We start from the raw sequence: 17310 nt of genomic DNA, 5'->3' as shown, positions 1-17310 counted from the left end.
CTCCTTGGGGTTACTCGGGCAGCTTGGTCAGCTGCTTGAAATTCAACACGACGAATTCGGCAGGTTTGAGCGGCGCAAAGGCCACCAGCAGGTTGACGATGCCCAGATCAATGTCGGCCTGCGTGGTGGTTTCAGAGTCGCATTTCACCAGATACGCATCATCGGCAGCCTTGCCCTGAAAAGCGCCCTGCCGGTGCAGGCTTTGCATAAAGGCCTTTACGTTCATGCGAATTTGGCCCCAAAGCTGTTCGTCATTGCCTTCAAACACTGTCCATTTCAGCCCGCGTTGCAGGCTTTGCTGTATGAACAATGCGGTGCGCCGAACGGCGACATATTTGTATTCATGCGCTTCTGCGTCCGCCCCAACCAGCGTCCGCCCGCCCCACACGATGCTTCCATAGATCGGGAAAGTACGCAGGACATTCACGCCCAAGCGGTTCAGGGGCTCTTGCTCCAGATCGGTCAGAATATGTTCAGGTGTTCCACCGCCGAACCTTGTTTCGGTTCCCGCGGGCGTTTTCCAAACGCCACGCGTGGCATCCGTACGCGCCATCATCCCAGCCATCATGCCCGATGGCCCAACGGTGCGCGTGCTGCCCTCTTTGAACGGATCGTTGAAGCTCAGGGCCGGATAGTACCCGGCCGAATTGGGCGACTTCGCCAGACCCATCGCATCAAACCAATCGGCATAGATCGAGTCATGAGTGACCGCCTTCTTGGGATCGACGATCAAAAACGCAAAACGATCTTTGCAGAACTTCAACGCGTTTTCATACAGCGTCTTGGCGTTCTCTTTGCTCATATAGGTCGAGATCGGCAGGCACATGATGTTGAAAATTTCAGGGACGATGTTTTCCAGCGCATGCATGCCGGTGCGGGTCGCGCCATCGCCGAGCACTGCGGTCACCAACCGTTGCTGCGATCCGCTGACCGACGGCGTAAAGCCATCACGCCCATTGGTACCGGCAATCAGGTCAGCTTTGGTCAGGTCTTTCAGCGCGTCCAGCGTGACCTGATTATCGGCGCTGTCGGTGAATAGCGGCTTTGAGCCCCCTTCTTTGGTGGCCGTAACCAAGGCCGAAACGCCGTTGACCATGGTTTCAATATGGTTCTCGCTGCCCGCCGCCGCGGCGTGATCAATGCCTTGATAGATCTCCTCGACGATCACCGTGGCGCCATCGTAAAGCCGGATCATCAGGTCATAGGTATTTCCTGTCCCGGTCCCGACACCAAAGCGCAGATCATTTCCCCAGCTCCCTTCGGTCACCGCCTCAAACGAGATAGCATCATTGCCAGCGCCTTCGCTGACATCGTCTGTGATCTTACCGGTCGCCGCGCGGAAAGGTTGCGCAGCCACGCCCACGCCCACACGGATCACATAGGCCACGCTGCCACCATTCAGAAAATACTGCTGAATGGCGAAAGAGGCCTCGCTTTCGCTCCATAGCCCGCCAAATTCCTCGGTAAACTGACCCAGAGACGTGATCCGCACCGCTTTGTTCATCGGGCCGCGTTTGAACACGTCGATGAAAACGGTGTTTGCGGTCGAGATCGACGCAATCGGGCGCGCGCTGCTTGGGATCTCCTTTACGTGTACGCCCGGAAACTGATTGACTAGCATCTTCGGTCCTACTCCTGTCTGGCGGCGGGTATGGTCAGTGCCACAGTGTGTCTTCGCTGTCGGGGGCGCCGCCCTGAACGATCTGAACCACGCGATCCAGAGCCGATTTCAGCGCGCTATGGCGGCTTATTCGGGCCGTGTTCACATGTTCCACTTCGGCCCAGCCAGCATCCGGCGCAACGCGCAAGACGAACACCAAAGTGTCATCGTCGCTATCGTCCGGCAGAGGCTGTTTTGGCGGCACGTCACCACTCCTGTTGATAGGGGCAGATTAAGGCGCATGGATCGGGCTGACGTCACCGGGGGCTATGCCCTGCGTCACAGGCCCGTCACCGAAGACAAGCGCGGCACACACGTGCGAAGACACCCGCCAAAGACGGGTGTCAGAGAACCACAATCCGGTGTGTGTCAGAGCTGAGGCAAAGGCGTCGCGATTTGATCGGGATGTGTGCCTGCCGGTGCGCGTTCCAGTGCAACGCGCGTCAGTTTTCCCGAAAGAATCCGATCCCGCAGCGCAAGGGTCTGAGGATCAGGGTCCATCTGCAATTCCTCGCGCAGAATGTTGCGCAGCTGTTCATAGGTCAGGATCGCATGGTGGCGTTCCCCGTTTCGGGCCTGAAGTTCCATGAGCGTGTGATAGGTTTTCTCTCTCAGGGGATCGACCTGCAAGATGGCCCGCCCCCAGGCGATGGCATCATCCAGATTTCCGCGCAGTTCGGCCTCGTTCATCAGCACGTTCAGCCCTGTCAAACGGGCCGTCTCGGCCTCGGCGCGGGCTTCCAGCGCCCATTGGGACTCAAACCCCTCAAGAAAAATCCCATCACAGCGCGCCAACAGATCACCAAGCGCCCGACGCAAAGACAGCTCTACCCTGCCTGCATCATTCAACTGGCGACGCGCGGTAAACGACTTGCGGCGCAAATCGCAGATGTCGACATGGGTGTCGTCAGCCAAGTCCATCACCACCACATCGTCGAAACTGCGCAAAGACAACCCTGGCGCGCGCTCCAGCAGCTTGTTGATGCGCCAAAGCGCGGTATTCAAAGCCGAGCGCCCACGCGCAGGCGTGGCATTGGGCCAGATCATATCAATCAGCACCTCGCGGCGCAGCGTGTTACCCGATCTTGTCAACAAAACAGCCAGAAGATCGCGTGTCGCACCGGTCAGGGTCAGAGGGATATGGGCGGCACCAAGACGCAAGGACAACGGTCCAAACATCGAAACAGAAAGAGAGTCGCAAGAACCAGACACCGAAAAGCACCTTTCAAAAAAAAGGGGCTAAACCCCTATAATAAAATAATATTTCGCACCCTAAATACGGGGCAGTCCAAAAAGCGTAGTCAAGAAAGTGATTCCTGACAATCTTGCAAAATTGCGATCCGGGGATTTCCGCCGAGCGGGACCAGGCTTAATCTTGGGTCAGAAGGTGCTCGTAGCGCGCGTCCGTGAGGGTCTTCATGAACGCCACCAAAGCGTCCACCCGCACGTCTTCCAGCGCCGGGCCATGGGTCAGTTCCTTGACCGACAGCGTGGCCGGAACTTCGGGCATGCGCCACGGCGCGCCGGTTTCGGGGTTGATCTGTCGCGCCTGCGCCTTGGAGTTGTATTTGTTGTAAAACAGCACGACGGTGCGCAGATCGGTGAACACGCCGTTGTGCATATAGGGGCCGGTTACGGCAACGTTGCGCAAGGTCGGAACCTTGTATTTGCCATCCTGCTTTGGGTCATCCACCTGAGAATTTGCCGACAAACCCTGATCGACAAACCCCGCCTTTACGCCGTTCTGGGCGCGCAGCGCGTCATTCACCGGCACCCCGATGTTGTGGTATTCATAGTTGCTGAAGGTTTCATCCGGCGCGACGGCGGATCGACGCAACTGATGGCATTGATTGCAATTGGTGAACTGCTGCGAAAAGAACAGCAACTGACCAAGCTCTTCCATCCGGGTCATGGTATAGTCTCCGCGCAGGGCACGGTCGTATTTTGAGTCAAACGGGGCGAAAAGATCGGTGCGCTCGAATGCGGCGATGGCTTTGGTCATGGCCTGGTAGCCTTGGATGGGGTCATCCAACACCCCTTCGCCAAAGATCGCGTCAAATGCGCTGATATAGGCCGGGTTTTCTTTCAAACGTGCCACGATGCTTGCCGCGTCGGCCATCCCCATTTCAATCGGGTTGAGCGGCGGACCAGCGGCCTGATCCTCAAGGCTGGCGGCGCGCCCGTCCCAAAATTGGCCGCCCACCCATGTGCCTGCGTCGTTGCGGTGAAACGCGGGGGTAAACGCCGCATAAGAGGCCGTGGGCGCGTTGCGATCCCCCAAAGAGCGACCGTCATCGCCCAACGAGGCCGCCCCGGCCCTTGGATCAGAAAACCCGTGTTCCGGATCATGACAGGAGGCGCAGGATTGGGTTCGGTTTTTTGACAGGTTTTCATCAAAGAACAAGGCTTCGCCAAGGGCTTCAAGGCGAGCCAGCGCCGCGGTCTGATCATGCGTGCGCGAAGCCTGAGCAGACCCCATCAGGCTGCCCAGCAAAACCGTACAGATAATCAATGATTTTCGAGACATCCCAGCCGACATGATCCGTATCCTTACGGTCATATAGGCAAGATACTCAGTGGGGAAAACTGATATGGATCAGTTTTCTGATATTTTTTGTCGGAATTGGGTTAGCCCAAGGCGTATCCAGCGCCGCGCACGGTACGCACCGGGTCTTCACCTCCATGCTGGCAAAGCGCTTTACGCAATCGACCGATATGCACATCCACCGTACGGGTATCGACGTAAATATCGCGGCCCCAGACACGGTCCAGCAGCTGTTCGCGGCTCCAGACCCGGCCGGGTTTTTCCATGAAGGTCGACAGCAGGCGGAACTCGGTCGGGCCCAGCTTCAACGACTTGGTATCGCGGAAAACCTTGTGGGTTTCGGCATCCAGCACGATGTCTTCGAATTCCAGACGCTCACCAACCGTGGCAGGGCGTGTCCGGCGCAGCTGCGTGCGCACGCGCGCCATCAGTTCAACCACCGAGTACGGCTTGACCACATAGTCATCGGCGCCGGTTTCTAGCCCACGCACGCGGTCCACCTCTTCGGCACGGGCCGACAGCATGATGATCGGAATATTGCGGGTATCGGCGCGCGATTTCAGACGGCGGCACACTTCGATGCCCGAGACATTGGGCAGCATCCAGTCCAGCACGATGATGTCTGGCGCGGCTTCATCAACCAGCACCAGCGCCTCTTCGCCATTTTCTGCCTTGGCGATGGCAAAGCCTTCGGCCTCAAGGTTGTAGGCCAGAACCTCGCGCTGCGCGGGCTCGTCCTCGACCACAAGAACGGTGGGTTGTTCGACGCTGCTCATTCCGGGGCCTCTGCCATATCCACCGAAAGTCGGCCACCACGCGGGCGGTCGTCTTCGGGCATTTCACCGGTCGCCAGATAGATCACCTGTTCCGAAATCGACGTGGCGTGATCGCCCATGCGTTCGATGTTCTTGGCGATAAAATGCAAATGCATACAGGCGGTTATGTTGCGCGGGTCTTCCATCATGAAAGTCAGGAATTCGCGAAACAGCGCGTTGTACATCTGGTCGACATCGTGGTCGCGCTGACGCACGTCTTCGGCCAGTTCAGCGTCGCGCTGGATATAGGCATCCAATGAATCCTTCAGCATGCCTTCGACGGTTTTGGCCATGCGGCGGATCGCGCCCCCGGCCCCGTCAATCGGTTGCAACTGCACCAGAACCGAAGTCCGTTTGGCAAGGTTCTTGGCATAGTCCCCAACGCGTTCCAGGTTGGACGAGATTTTCATCACCGTCAGCACGGTGCGCAAGTCACCGGCCTGCGGCTGGCGCAGCGCCAGAAGCCGGGCGCATTCTTCGTTGACCTGCTCTTCAAGAGCATCAATCGCGGCATCGCCACGGGTGACTTTCTCGGCGAGTTCTTCGTCGCGACGTTCCAGCGATTTGGCGGCGTCCAGAATGGCGGCCTCGGCCAGCCCCCCCATCTTCATGATCAGGGCCTGAATTGCCTCCAGATCACGGTCATAGGACGATACGATATGTGCGTTCTCAGACATCTGTCAGTCCTCGCTTAGCCGATCCGGCCAGTGATATAGCTTTCCGTCCGCGGGTCTTGCGGATTGGTGAAAATCTGCCCGGTCTCGCCAAATTCAACCAGGTTGCCCAGGTGGAAGAAGGCGGTCTTCTGGCTGACGCGCGCGGCCTGCTGCATCGAGTGGGTCACGATCACGACCGAGTAACGTGCACGCAGTTCGTCGATCAGTTCCTCGACCTGCGCCGTCGCAATCGGGTCCAGTGCCGAACAGGGTTCATCCATCAGCAGAACTTCGGGTTCGGTCGCAATGGCGCGCGCAATGCACAGACGTTGTTGTTGCCCGCCCGACAGACCCGTGCCCGGCGCATGCAGGCGGTCTTTGACCTCGTCCCAGATCGCGCCACGGCGCAGGGATTTCTCGACGATCTCGTCCAGATCAGCCTTGGTTTTTGCCAGACCGTGAATCCGCGGCCCATAGGCGATGTTGTCATAGATCGACTTGGGGAAAGGGTTGGGTTTCTGGAACACCATCCCCACCTTGGCACGCAACTGCACCGGATCGACCTTGGGGTCATAGATGTCTTCGCCATCCAGATGAATATCGCCTTCGACGCGGCAGATGTCGATCGTGTCATTCATTCGGTTAAGACAACGCAGGAAAGTGGACTTGCCACAGCCCGACGGGCCGATGAAGGCGGTAACCGTCTTGTCCTGAATGTCGACATCCACGTCTTTGATCGCATGGGTGTCGCCATAGTAGACTTGGCAGGTTCGCGCGGAAATCTTGACCTCGTTGGCGTCCACTTTTCTCTCCACAATTCGCATGTCGTTCATGGTGACGTTCCTTTACCAGCGGCGCTCAAAGCGACGACGCAGGATGATGGCAATGATATTCATGGTGATCAGGAACACCAAGAGAATGATGATCCCGCCCCAGGCGCGTTCGTAAAACGCCGGGTCGGCGCGTTTAGCCCATTCGTAAATCTGGGCTGGCATGGCCGAGTTCGGGGCCACAAAGCCGTCCAGCACCCCTTCGGGATAGTTCGAGGCGATAAAACCCACCATCCCGATCAGCAGCAGCGGCGCGGTTTCACCCAAAGCCTGTGCAAGACCGATGATGGTGCCGGTTAGGATGCCCGGTGCGGCCAGCGGTAGCACATGGTGGAACACCGACTGCATCTTCGACGCACCAACCCCCAGCGCCGCGTCACGGATGCTGGGCGGCACAGCCTTAAGCGAGGCACGCGTGGCGATGATGATGGTCGGAAGGGTCATCAGCGTCAGCACCAGACCACCGACCAAAGGTGCCGATTGCGGCAGATGCGCAAACTGGATGAACACCGCCAGACCCAGAATACCGAACACGATTGACGGCACCGCAGCAAGGTTCGAGATGTTCACCTCAATTAGGTCAGTCCAGCGGTTTTGCGGGGCGAATTCCTCAAGATAGATCGAGGCGGCCACACCAATAGGCAAGGACAGGCCCAGCACCACCAGCATCATGAACAACGACCCCAGCATCGAAACCCCCATGCCTGCGGCTTCGGGGCGGGTATCCGAAGCATCCGAGCCAAGAATAAAGTCCAGATTGAAGATCTTCTTGATCACCCCGGCCTCAACCAAGGCGTCTGTCAGATCCAGATGCGCGGGTGAGATGTTCTTGTCGCGCGCCACGCTTTCACGGCTGACGCGATCTTTCAGATAGCCATCGACACGGCTGGAGGCCAGCACACGGAACTCAACGGTTTGGCCGATCAGATCAGGGTTGGCAATCACGTGATCGCGCACCTGCGCCGCAGCCGAGGCCGATATCAGCGCTTTCATGTCTTTCTTTTTGGCGAATTCGGTTTCGATCCCACGATCCTGAACCTCTTTCAAAAGCGCGTCCTGAATCAGCGGGGTATACCCAAAGGTCGACACCTTTTTGATGTCGGCAATGTCCCGGTTGCCCTTCTTGTCCAGCTTGCTTTCCAGCAGCTCAACCTGAACCGTTAAATAGGTCTGGCTAAAAGCGCCGGTGCCGTTGCTGATAATCGCCCACAGCAGCGCGACCAGAAAGAACAGACCCGTGGCCACGGCCAGAATACCGTAGAACTTGAACCGGGCCTCAGAGGCGTTGCGGCGTTTGATGCGGGCGTCCTGCTGCAGCAAAGAGCCATGCTTGCGGCCGTCGGGCTGCACCGGGTTTGCGGTTGCGTCAGTCATTCGTACTGCTCCCGGTATTTGCGCACGATATAAAGCGCGAAGATGTTCAGGCCGAGGGTGACCAAGAAGAGCGTCATGCCCAGAGCAAAGGCCACTAGCGCCTCGGGCGAGGCAAAGTCCGCATCGCCCGTCAGCTGGCTGACGATCTTGGCGGTCACGGTGGTCATGGCGTCAAACGGGTTCATCGACAGGCGCGCGGCGGCCCCTGCCCCCAGCACCACGATCATGGTTTCCCCAATGGCGCGCGAGGCGGCCAACAGGATCGCGCCCACGATGCCCGGAAGGGCTGCGGGCAGGACAACCTGCTTGATGGTTTCGGATTTGGTTGCGCCCAGCCCCAAAGAACCATCGCGCATCGCCTGCGGCACTGCGTTGATGATGTCATCCGACAGCGAGCTGACAAACGGGATCAGCATAATCCCCATCACCAGACCTGCCGTCATCACGGCGGTGCCACCTTGCATCCAGCTGACATTCAACAAGCCACCCGCGCCAAACACATCAACCAGCAACGGGCCGACCGTCAGCAGCGCGAACAGGCCGTAAACGATGGTCGGGATACCGGCCAGAACCTCAATCATCGGCTTGGCAAAGGCGCGGGTCGCGGGACCGGCGTATTCCGACAGATAGATCGCGGCAAACAGACCAATCGGCACCGCCACCAGCAGAGCAATCACCGAAATGTACAGCGTCCCCCACAGCAGCGGCAGAATGCCTAGTTTCGATAGCGGGTTGCCATCGCTGTCCGTGCCGCCACCAAACGAAGGCAGCCATGTCGGCTCAAAGAAGAAGTTAGCCGCCGGATAGAGTTTAAAGAACTCGATCGTATTGAAGATCAGCGACAGGACGATCCCGACCGTGGTCAGGATGGCGATGGACGAGGCCAGGATCAGCAGCGACTTGATCGCCGATTCCACAACATTACGGGCGCGGAATTCGGCGTGGCTGCGGCTCCAGGCAAAGGCCATGCCCGCCAGTGCGATCCCGATGATCACAACCGCCATGATCAGGCCATAGCGTCCGCTAAGTTCGCGATAGCGTTGCGCGGCTTTCAAAACTTCGGGACGGACGTCCGAGCCAAGGGCAACACCAACGGCGCCCAGACGCTCGCGGATGTCGGTAAATTCCGTGCGGATCTGGCTGGCTTCCTCCGAGGTCATCGCGCCTGCGGCCACAGCTGTATCCAGCCCATCCGCCACACGGCGCACATCGGCCATCATCAATCCCAAGCTGGAACCTTCAGAAACGGCTTCTTGTGGGATCAGGCTCGACACCTGACTGTTGATCACCAGAGGCTGCACCAACAACCACATCACCAACAGCAGCATCGAAGGAACTGTGACAGCCAGAAAAACATGGGTGCCATAGTAGTTGGGCAGAGAGTGCAGATGGCGCGGATCGCCGTCTGCCGAAGCCATCGCGCGCATGCGCCCAATGACAAAGCCCACACCACCAAGTGTAAGCACAATCAAAACGATCCAAAGGACAGGCATGAGCCCCTCTTATTTCTCGGAAAAGGTCCTAAAAGTGGGGAAAGGGTGGCGCGAAATATGCGCCACCCCAGCTAAGTCGCCGAGAGGCGGCTTAGTTCATGGTTTTTTCAGAAGCAACAGCTTCTTGAGTCATTTCCAGCTCGGGGTCCGAAACCAGGCCGTACTCGGCCAGCGGGCCGTCACCACCTGCGATTTCTTCCGAAACGAAGAACTCAGCGTATTCTTTCAGGCCGGGGATCACGCCGATGTGGGCTTTCTTGACGTAGAAGAACAGCGGGCGCGATACGGGGTATTCGCCGGTTGCGATCGACTCGGTCGAGGGAACAACGCCAGCCATGGTAGCAACCTTCAGCTTGTCGGTGTTGTTTTCGTAGAAAGCCAGACCGAAGACGCCGATGCCGTTCGGGTTTGCGTCGATGCGGGCCAGGGTTTCGGTGTAGTCGCCGTCGATGTCGACCGAAACGCCGTCGGTACGTACTTCGTAGCAAGCTTTGCCAGCGGCTTTCTTGTCGCCACCGTTTGCAGCCATGTACAGATCAAAAGCGCCAGCGGCTTTACAACCTTCAACCATCACTTTTTCTTCGAACACTTCACGGGTGCCGTGCTTGGTGCCGGGGATGAAAGCAGCGATGTCAGCGGCGGGCAGGTCAGCGTTGAAGTCAGCCCACTGCTTGTTGGTGTTTTCAACCAGAGCGCCGTCTACGACAACTTTGGCCGACAGCGCGTTGAAGATGTCTTCCTGGGTGAAAGCAGTGTAGGCCGGGCCGTTGATTTGCGACGCGAACACGATGCCATCATAGCCGATGCGCACTTCGATGATGTCGGTTACGCCAGCTTCGGCGCAAGCAGCAACTTCTTTGTCTTTGATTTTGCGCGACGCGTTTGCAACGTCGATGGTGTTTTCGCCAACACCTTCGCAGAAGCGCTTCAGACCAGCCGAGGAGCCGCCCGATTCAACAACGGGGGTCGGGAAGTCGAAGTTTTCACCGAAAGCTTCAGCAACGATCGAAGCGTAGGGCAGAACGGTCGAGGAACCGGCAACCTGCACGTTGTCACGTGCGGCAGCAGCAGTTGCGGAAATGGCAGCGATCGCCAGAGTGGAGGCGGTCAATTTAACAAAGGACATTTAGAGCTCCTGATGTCTTGTAGATGGCCCCTCTCATCAGGGCCGGTGACACGCTCCTAAGGAGAGCACGCAATGCTTTTGTGACACATACGTAACGGTTTTATGACAACGCGGATGATTGTCTTAAATTAGACAAATCAATTGAGTTGTCGAAACGGTAAATAAACCGTTAATCCACGGGCAAAACGACAGAAAACTTGCTGCCTTCACCGATTTGGCTTTCGATACGGAAGCGACCGCGATGTCGGTTAACAATATGCTTCACAATTGCCAAACCCAGACCAGTGCCCCCCATTTCACGCGATCTGTGACTGTCGACTCGGTAAAACCGCTCGGTGAGTCGCGGAATATGCACCGGATCGAATCCTTCGCCATAGTCGATGACATCTACCCGCACGCCCGGCCCGCGGAAGGCCAGCTCGCGGTGTGTGTAGGTCACGGCAACCGTTACCTTCGTGCCGCTGGTCCCGTATTTGATTCCATTTTCGATCAGATTGGTGAAAACCTGAGTCAGCTGATCCTCGTCACCCTGCACAAAAACCGGCGCCTTGTGTCCGATCAGTTCCAGCTCTACCTCGGCGTCATCGGCGATGGCACGCAAAGGGGCCGCGGCATTGTTGACCAAGCGCACAATATCGACCCGCTCAGTGGGGCGCATGCGCTCTTCGCTTTCTACGCGGCTTAGGGACAGCAAGTCGCGCACAAGGCGGTTCATCCGTTCAGCTTCGCGCAACATGATCGCAAGAAAGCGATCCCGGGCCTGCGCATCATCACGCGCCGCGCCGCCCAGCGTTTCAATAAAGCCCAAAAGCGCAGTCAAAGGGGTTTTCAGCTCGTGGCTGACATTGGCAACAAAGTCGCGGCGGATTTCTCCGGCTTGTTCTAGCTGCGTAACATCCTCAAAACAAAGAAGAACTGCCTCTCCGCTGCTGCCTTCGACCGGGCTGGCTGAAACCTCGAAAGTGGCATCGCGGTTCATATCGGTTGTCAGATATCGGATTTGCCGGGTGCTGCGCAGACGCAGGGTGGTTTCGACACAATCCAACAGTGCAGGCTGACGCAGATAGGTATAGTAATGGCGCCCCTCGCCCCCGGGGCCAAACAGGGCCTGCGCCGGGGCGTTGACGGTCAAAACCCGTTCATCGTGACCAACCAAGACACATGGCACGGGCACAGCGGCCAATACAGATTTCGTAAGTTCGTGGCTCATATGATGGTCCGGGTATTAACTGATATATCTGTTACATATTTATGCATAGCCCCCTGCGGACCACGCAAAACTGTGTATGTCACAAAGTTTCTTCGCTCCACAGCACGCAATTGACTTCCCTCAAGAAATAAAATCAATTTTAATCAACTAAATGTAGAACGATGCCTGCGCATTACACGGATTGCACTATGCCGCACAGGATTATCATGCTCCATCCCAGCACTGCCCAACTGCGGGAGGGATAGGCATGAACCGAATTCAAGAACTACCGAACACCTCATCGGACCTGAGCCCGCGCGATTTGGTACTGGTTATCGGAATGGAACGCGGCAGCCTCCCAGATTTCACCGGAGGCCTTCAACGCACACGCTGTGAATTCCTGCCTTTCACCTTGTTGCACGCCGCGCTCAGCAGCGCGCCTTTTGCAAAGCATGTGGTGTCACCGCTGGTGGCAGAGCATTTCGATGCCATGGACCTGGCGCATGAACTGCAACGCGTCGGGTTTCGGGGGGTCTATTCGGTGATCGTCCCTGCCCTGCCCCGGCCCGAGATCGTCACGCGCGAATTGCACCAGATTTGTCCGGGGATCAAAGTTCAGCTAATTCCGCGCGCGTCACACTGATCACAGCGCGGCAATACAGCCTTTGGCGAACTCTTGTTTCAGAAGTTCGATTGGCTCGACCCCGACCGACACCCGGAAAAACCCTTCCGAGATTCCAAGTGCCGCCCGGCCCTCGGCTGTCAGGGCACGATGCGAACTGGACGCCGGATGCGACAGCGTTGTGCCAATGTCCCCCAGCGTCGGCGCAAAGGCCACATCCGGGCAGGCTTGGGTAAAGGCATTCGCTGCGGTGCGCCCTCCGTGCAACTCGAAACTTACCATATTGCCAAAACGCGCGCCCAACAGCGCTGCGGCACGCGTGTGATCGGGGTGATCCGCACGGCCGGGATATAGCACCCGTTTCACCGCCTCCTGCCCGGCCAGGAAATCTGCAAGCTGGGCGGCGTTTTCCTCTGCCCGGTCATAGCGCAGCTCGAAACTGTACAATCCCCGTTCTGCCAGCCAGCAATCAAACGGGCTGGGCGTCAGCCCCATGGTCACGGCCAGCGTATATATCTTGTCGCGCAGCGTCTTGTCGCGCGCCGCGACATAACCCAGTGTGACATCCGAATGGCCCGCCAGCAGTTTAGTCACCGAATGCAGCACCACATCGGCGCCGTGATCAAAGGGGCGAAATCCGCGCGGCGTAGTGAAGGTGTTGTCCACCACCAAAAGCGCGCCCACGTCGGCCGCCAAAGCGCGGATGGCCTCAAAATCAGCGACCCGCAGGGTGGGGTTCGAGACCAGCTCGACCAAGATCATCCGGGTATTGGGCTGGATCGCGGCACGCATGGCCGCGGCATCCGTCGGGTCAGCCAGCGAGGTCTCAACCCCAAACCGCGGCAAGTCTTCGGCCATCAGCCGCAACGAACGGCCATACAGCTGATCCGCCCCCAGAACGTGATCCCCTGTGCCAAGCAGGCCCATCAGCACAGCCGAGACCGCCGCCATGCCCGAGCCCAGCACGATCCCGCCGCTCACGCCTTCCAACATGTCGATCTTTTGTGCCAGAACATCGGCGTTCGGGTGGCCCTCACGCGCATAGGTATACCCGCTGGCATGCCCATCGTATTGCGCATCCAGCGCATCGGGACTGTCCGAGGCATAGACCACCGAAGGCTGCAACGGCGTGCCCACCGGGCGCGACGCGCTTTGCGGCCATGGGGTGCGACGAACAAGGGTTTTGGGGATGTCAGACATATGAACCTCGGTAAGAGTTTGGCCGATGGTGCCGCCTTTTGGCAGAAGGTGCAATCAGGGCAGGCCCAAGCTTTGCAAAAACTGGTCGACGCGTTTGGTGTAATCGTGGCCCAAACCCAAAGAGACATTGATTGCACGATGGCGTAGCGCGACGGGGGCAACCTGCGCGCTCCCGCCTTTAACGATAACCGCCTGGGCAAAACTTTCGGCCTGATCACAGGGGCTTTTGCGTTTGGAAGAACAAACAATCAGATAGGGCGCGGCGGTGCCTGTCACCTGCGCCTGAGGCGAGACAGCAGGCCAACTGGCCGCATCGGTGCCAAAGGCTGCGATCAGGAAACGTTCCGGGTCATTGCTCATCTGCGCCTCAACATCCAGGGCCGCACTGTCCAGCAGGATGGTGCACTGCCATGGGGCAAGGTCATAACGTGCCGGATCGGCCGAAACCAATGCCACCAGATGCGCCCCGGCTGAATGCCCCATCACGACCATTTCCCGGCCACGCCAAGCCCCCAGCTGGCTCTGAACAAACCTCAGTGCCTGTGCGACGTCACGCGCCTGATCTGCGGGATAAGCTTTTGGGATCAGACGATAATTGACAGAGACAAAAATATATCCGCGCGCCAGATAGTATTCAGCCTTATTACCAACAACTGCGGCATTGGCCTTGTCGCCCTTGGCCCAGGCACCGCCGTGAACCATGACCATAACCGGCGCCGCGCGCGCCAATGTTTCAGGCAGGTACACATCCAGCATATGCGCCGGATCAGGGCCATACGACACGTCCCGGGCGGTAGGCTGCGGACTGGCCACGGCCATCGCGCTCCAGAAAACGAAACATAGCAAGGTCAACACGCGCATGATCTCTCCTCCCCTGGATCAACGCAGTAGCCATGATTTTCCGTCTCTTAGACGGGCGTCATCCCTGCGCGAAACCGTTTGGCATTGGCTTGATAGCCCGCCGCCGACTTGCGCAAGCCTTCAATCGCGGCCCCATCCAGTTGGCGCACGATCTTGCCCGGCGCGCCCATCACAAGCGAGCCATCGGGAATCTCTTTGCCCTCGGTAATCAGCGCCCCGGCCCCGATCAGGCAGTTTTTGCCAATCTTGGCGCCGTTCAGCACGGTTGCCCCCATGCCGATCAGGCTCTCATCCCCAATCGTGCAGCCATGCAACATTGCCTTATGGCCAATCGTACAATCGCGCCCGATGGTCAGCGGGTAACCCATGTCAGTATGCAGCACGCAGTTTTCCTGCACATTGCTGCCCTGCCCCACGGTGATGTATTCATTGTCGCCGCGCAGCGTGCAGCCAAACCAGACCGAGGCCCCAGCCGCCACCCGCACCTTGCCGATCAGGTTGGCATCCGGCGCGATCCAGCTTTCGTCGTCCAGTTCAGGCGCGATCCCGTCCAGCGCATAAATCATGACTTACATCTCCTCAAATTCGCTATGCAGGCTACGGACGTGATCTTGCAGCATCGGTTGCTGTTCGCGGCGCATGCGCTCGGCCTCGACGATGGTTTTCAGGCGCGCGAAGGTCTCTTCCAGATCATCGTTTACCAGCACGTAATCGTAAGCGCCCCAGTGGCTGATCTCGTCCCAGCTTTTCTGCATCCGGCGCGCGATCACCTCGTCGCTGTCTTGCCCGCGGCTGACCAATCGGCGGTGCAATTCGGTGATCGAGGGCGGCAGGATAAAGATCGACAAAGCGTGCTTGCCAAGGTCCGAGTTGCGGATTTGCTGCTCGCCCTGCCAATCGACGTCAAACAATACGTCGCGCCCTGCCTCGATGGTGGCCTTCACCGGCCCGGCGGGCGAGCCGTAGAAATTGCCGAACACATGCGCATGTTCCAGCATACCGCTTTCAGCAACCTGCTTTTTGAAGGCGTCATCCGTTAAGAAGTAATACTCGCGCCCGTGCTCCTCGCCGGGGCGCGGGGCACGGGTGGTGGCCGAGATCGAAAAGCTCAGTTCTGGATCCCATTCCATCAGCCGTTTCGCCAAAGTCGATTTCCCAGCGCCCGAGGGCGAGGACAGGATAATAAGTAACCCGCGACGGTCGGCCATGTCTTACTCCACGTTCTGAACTTGTTCGCGCATCTGATCGATGGTGGCCTTCAGGTCAAGCCCGATCCGGGTCAATGCACTGTCTTGCGACTTGGAACACAGGGTGTTGGCCTCGCGGTTGAACTCTTGCATCAGGAAATCCAGCTTGCGGCCAATCGGGCCGGATTTGCCCAACAGCGCGCGCGCCGCCAGCACATGGGCTTCCAGCCTGTCCAGCTCCTCGCGGATGTCGGATTTCACCGCGATCAGCGCCAGCTCCTGCGCCACGCGGTCGGCATCGGCACCATCCGCGTTGTCCATGACACGGGCCAGATTGCCGCGCAACGTGTCTGACATAGCGTCTTTGCGGGCCTCAGCGGCGTCCATCGCCTGGCGCACAAGGTCTTCGATCGTGGTCAGATGGCCCATCAGAACCGTGTTCAGCGCCGCGCCCTCATTGGCGCGCATTTCATTGAAACCACTGATCAGCTTGGGCAATTCAGCCAACAGCGCGGCTTTCAGCGGCGCGCTGTCCTCTTCGCCCGAGGCGGCTTGCACCACCCCGCGCAGGGCCAGAATATCGGCGGCTCTGGTCGGTGCCAGTTGCATCCCCTGCGCAGCGGCAACCTGTTCGATATGAGCCAGCGCGTTCAGATTGGCGCGCAGCGCGTCTTCATCAATCGCGGTCGCCGCAGAGACCTCATCGCGGCTGACCCGCAGGTTCAGCGTGACACTGCCCCGCCCGACGGCCTTGCCCAGATCAGCGCGCACCGCCTGTTCCAACCCGGCGATCCAATCGGGCATCCGCAACCGCAGATCCAAGCCCTTGCCGTTGACGCTGCGCAGCTCCCAGTTCCAGCGATACCCCTGCCCGGCCCCGCTCAAGGCCGCAAATCCAGTCATTGAGTTAACCATTTGTATTTATTTATCCCTCAATTTTCGACAAATCATGCCATGTTAAGGCTCGGGTAACCGTTCTCGTCCTAGCGTTAGCACAGCACTGCATCGGGCGACAACGCAGCTAAATTCGCTTTGAGGTGGTGTAAAATGGATCTACAGGCCAGCCAGGGGGCTAATATTGTTGATTTCGCCAAATATCACGGTGCCATGACCGGGTCTGCAGCTGATATGCAGCCCTGCCAGCCGCTGCTGAACGAGGTGGAGGCCTATTGGGACGCGCTGCGCAACGGGCGCGATGTGCCTGCGCGCGGGGATGTTGATCCGCGCGGGCTGGAACGGGCCATCCACAACGCTTTTATCGTCGAGCGTCAGCCCGGCACTCTGGCGCGGGTGCGTCTGTCAGGGGAAGCGTTGAACCGGATGATGGGAATGGATCTGCGCTCTATGCCTTTGCATGCGATGTTTGACCCGGAAGAACGGGCCAAGCTGGACACGATGATCGAGCAGGTTTTCGACGGGCCGCAATGCCTGCGCCTGACGTTGCGGGGCACACAGACCCACCCCCTGGTCGGGGGCGCGATGTTGCTGTTACCTTTGCGTGATGATTTCGGCCAGATCACCCGCGCTTTGGGCGTGCTGGAAGTGTCGGGCGAAATGACTCCGCCGCCCTGCCGCCTGATCGTCGAGGGGCATCAACCCCGGCCACTGACCCGTCGCGAGGGGCAGCAATATCCCACGGCCGACCGCAGCACGCAGACTCAGGGGATGGAAGAAATCTATGAGCAGTTCGTGCAACGCAAAGGGCCGAACGCAAAGCGCCCGGCCCTTCGTGTCATCAAGGCTGATGACTGA

18 protein-coding genes are annotated in these 17310 nt (G+C 58.6%); 2 read left to right on the top strand and 16 right to left on the bottom strand.

Features of this window, described 5'->3' with window-relative positions:
• Positions 1-10 precede the first annotated feature (10 nt).
• The 11 genes from ATO10_RS02910 to ATO10_RS02860 form a co-directional block, all read right to left on the bottom strand.
• On the bottom strand, positions 11-1621 hold the full coding sequence (locus tag ATO10_RS02910) for a phage tail sheath family protein (protein ID WP_035247738.1): 1611 nt from the start codon (positions 1619-1621) through the stop codon (positions 11-13).
• Between the two features lie 34 nt (positions 1622-1655).
• Positions 1656-1865: a hypothetical protein gene (locus ATO10_RS02905; protein WP_035247736.1), complete on the bottom strand. Its 210-nt coding sequence runs from the start codon at positions 1863-1865 to the stop codon at positions 1656-1658.
• A gap of 164 nt (positions 1866-2029) precedes the next feature.
• The gene (locus tag ATO10_RS02900; protein WP_162174075.1) at positions 2030-2821 is read right to left on the bottom strand and encodes an AfsR/SARP family transcriptional regulator; all 792 of its coding nucleotides are present in this window, start codon (positions 2819-2821) and stop codon (positions 2030-2032) included.
• Positions 2822-3029: 208 nt separating this feature from the next.
• Positions 3030-4139 (bottom strand): cytochrome-c peroxidase, encoded by a 1110-nt coding sequence (locus ATO10_RS02895; protein WP_202898643.1) that lies wholly within the window; start codon positions 4137-4139, stop codon positions 3030-3032.
• A 149-nt stretch (positions 4140-4288) separates the two neighbouring features.
• Entirely contained in the window at positions 4289-4981 is a 693-nt protein-coding gene (gene phoB / locus ATO10_RS02890; protein ID WP_035247732.1) for a phosphate regulon transcriptional regulator PhoB, read from the bottom strand.
• Positions 4978-5697 (bottom strand): phosphate signaling complex protein PhoU, encoded by a 720-nt coding sequence (gene phoU / locus ATO10_RS02885; RefSeq protein ID WP_035247731.1) that lies wholly within the window; start codon positions 5695-5697, stop codon positions 4978-4980. The genes phoB and phoU overlap by 4 nt, the downstream gene beginning before the upstream one ends.
• A 14-nt stretch (positions 5698-5711) precedes the next feature.
• Entirely contained in the window at positions 5712-6509 is a 798-nt protein-coding gene (gene pstB / locus ATO10_RS02880; RefSeq protein WP_035247729.1) for a phosphate ABC transporter ATP-binding protein PstB, read from the bottom strand.
• Positions 6510-6521: 12 nt separating this feature from the next.
• Entirely contained in the window at positions 6522-7880 is a 1359-nt protein-coding gene (gene pstA, locus ATO10_RS02875) for a phosphate ABC transporter permease PstA (protein ID WP_035247728.1), read from the bottom strand.
• A complete protein-coding gene (gene pstC / locus ATO10_RS02870; RefSeq protein ID WP_035247725.1) occupies positions 7877-9373 on the bottom strand; it encodes a phosphate ABC transporter permease subunit PstC in 1497 nt (498 codons plus the stop codon). Before pstC ends, pstA begins: the two co-directional genes overlap by 4 nt.
• Before the next feature lie 91 nt (positions 9374-9464).
• A complete protein-coding gene (locus tag ATO10_RS02865) occupies positions 9465-10499 on the bottom strand; it encodes a substrate-binding domain-containing protein (RefSeq protein ID WP_035247722.1) in 1035 nt (344 codons plus the stop codon).
• A 169-nt stretch (positions 10500-10668) separates the two neighbouring features.
• Positions 10669-11709: an ATP-binding protein gene (locus ATO10_RS02860; protein ID WP_035247719.1), complete on the bottom strand. Its 1041-nt coding sequence runs from the start codon at positions 11707-11709 to the stop codon at positions 10669-10671.
• Between the two features lie 247 nt (positions 11710-11956).
• Between ATO10_RS02860 and ATO10_RS02855 the strand changes: the two genes are divergently transcribed.
• Positions 11957-12331, top strand: a complete 375-nt coding sequence (locus ATO10_RS02855) for a hypothetical protein (RefSeq protein WP_035247716.1) — start codon at positions 11957-11959, stop codon at positions 12329-12331.
• On the opposite strand, the gene ATO10_RS02850 is transcribed toward ATO10_RS02855, so the two are convergent.
• From ATO10_RS02850 to ATO10_RS02830, 5 genes are read right to left on the bottom strand one after another with little or no spacing between them, the layout of a single operon-like run.
• The gene (locus ATO10_RS02850; protein ID WP_035248328.1) at positions 12332-13510 is read right to left on the bottom strand and encodes a trans-sulfuration enzyme family protein; all 1179 of its coding nucleotides are present in this window, start codon (positions 13508-13510) and stop codon (positions 12332-12334) included. It abuts the gene before it with no gap.
• Between the two features lie 54 nt (positions 13511-13564).
• Positions 13565-14371 carry an alpha/beta hydrolase gene (locus ATO10_RS02845; protein WP_051597902.1) on the bottom strand — a complete coding sequence of 269 codons (807 nt, stop codon included), beginning with the start codon at positions 14369-14371 and terminating at the stop codon, positions 13565-13567.
• 47 nt (positions 14372-14418) lie between these two features.
• Positions 14419-14937 (bottom strand): gamma carbonic anhydrase family protein, encoded by a 519-nt coding sequence (locus tag ATO10_RS02840; RefSeq protein ID WP_035247714.1) that lies wholly within the window; start codon positions 14935-14937, stop codon positions 14419-14421.
• A 3-nt stretch (positions 14938-14940) separates the two neighbouring features.
• The gene (gene gmk, locus ATO10_RS02835; RefSeq protein ID WP_035247711.1) at positions 14941-15579 is read right to left on the bottom strand and encodes a guanylate kinase; all 639 of its coding nucleotides are present in this window, start codon (positions 15577-15579) and stop codon (positions 14941-14943) included.
• A gap of 3 nt (positions 15580-15582) precedes the next feature.
• On the bottom strand, positions 15583-16461 hold the full coding sequence (locus tag ATO10_RS02830; protein ID WP_238323347.1) for a YicC/YloC family endoribonuclease: 879 nt from the start codon (positions 16459-16461) through the stop codon (positions 15583-15585).
• 144 nt (positions 16462-16605) lie between these two features.
• Between ATO10_RS02830 and ATO10_RS02825 the strand changes: the two genes are divergently transcribed.
• Positions 16606-17310 (top strand): PAS domain-containing protein, encoded by a 705-nt coding sequence (locus ATO10_RS02825; RefSeq protein WP_051597901.1) that lies wholly within the window; start codon positions 16606-16608, stop codon positions 17308-17310.

Origin of the sequence: Actibacterium atlanticum, from assembly GCF_000671395.1 — a bacterium.
Classification (GTDB): domain Bacteria; phylum Pseudomonadota; class Alphaproteobacteria; order Rhodobacterales; family Rhodobacteraceae; genus Actibacterium_D; species Actibacterium_D atlanticum.
The sequence above is the reverse complement of the archived record's forward strand: the minus strand, read 5'-3'. Positions and strand labels throughout refer to the sequence as shown.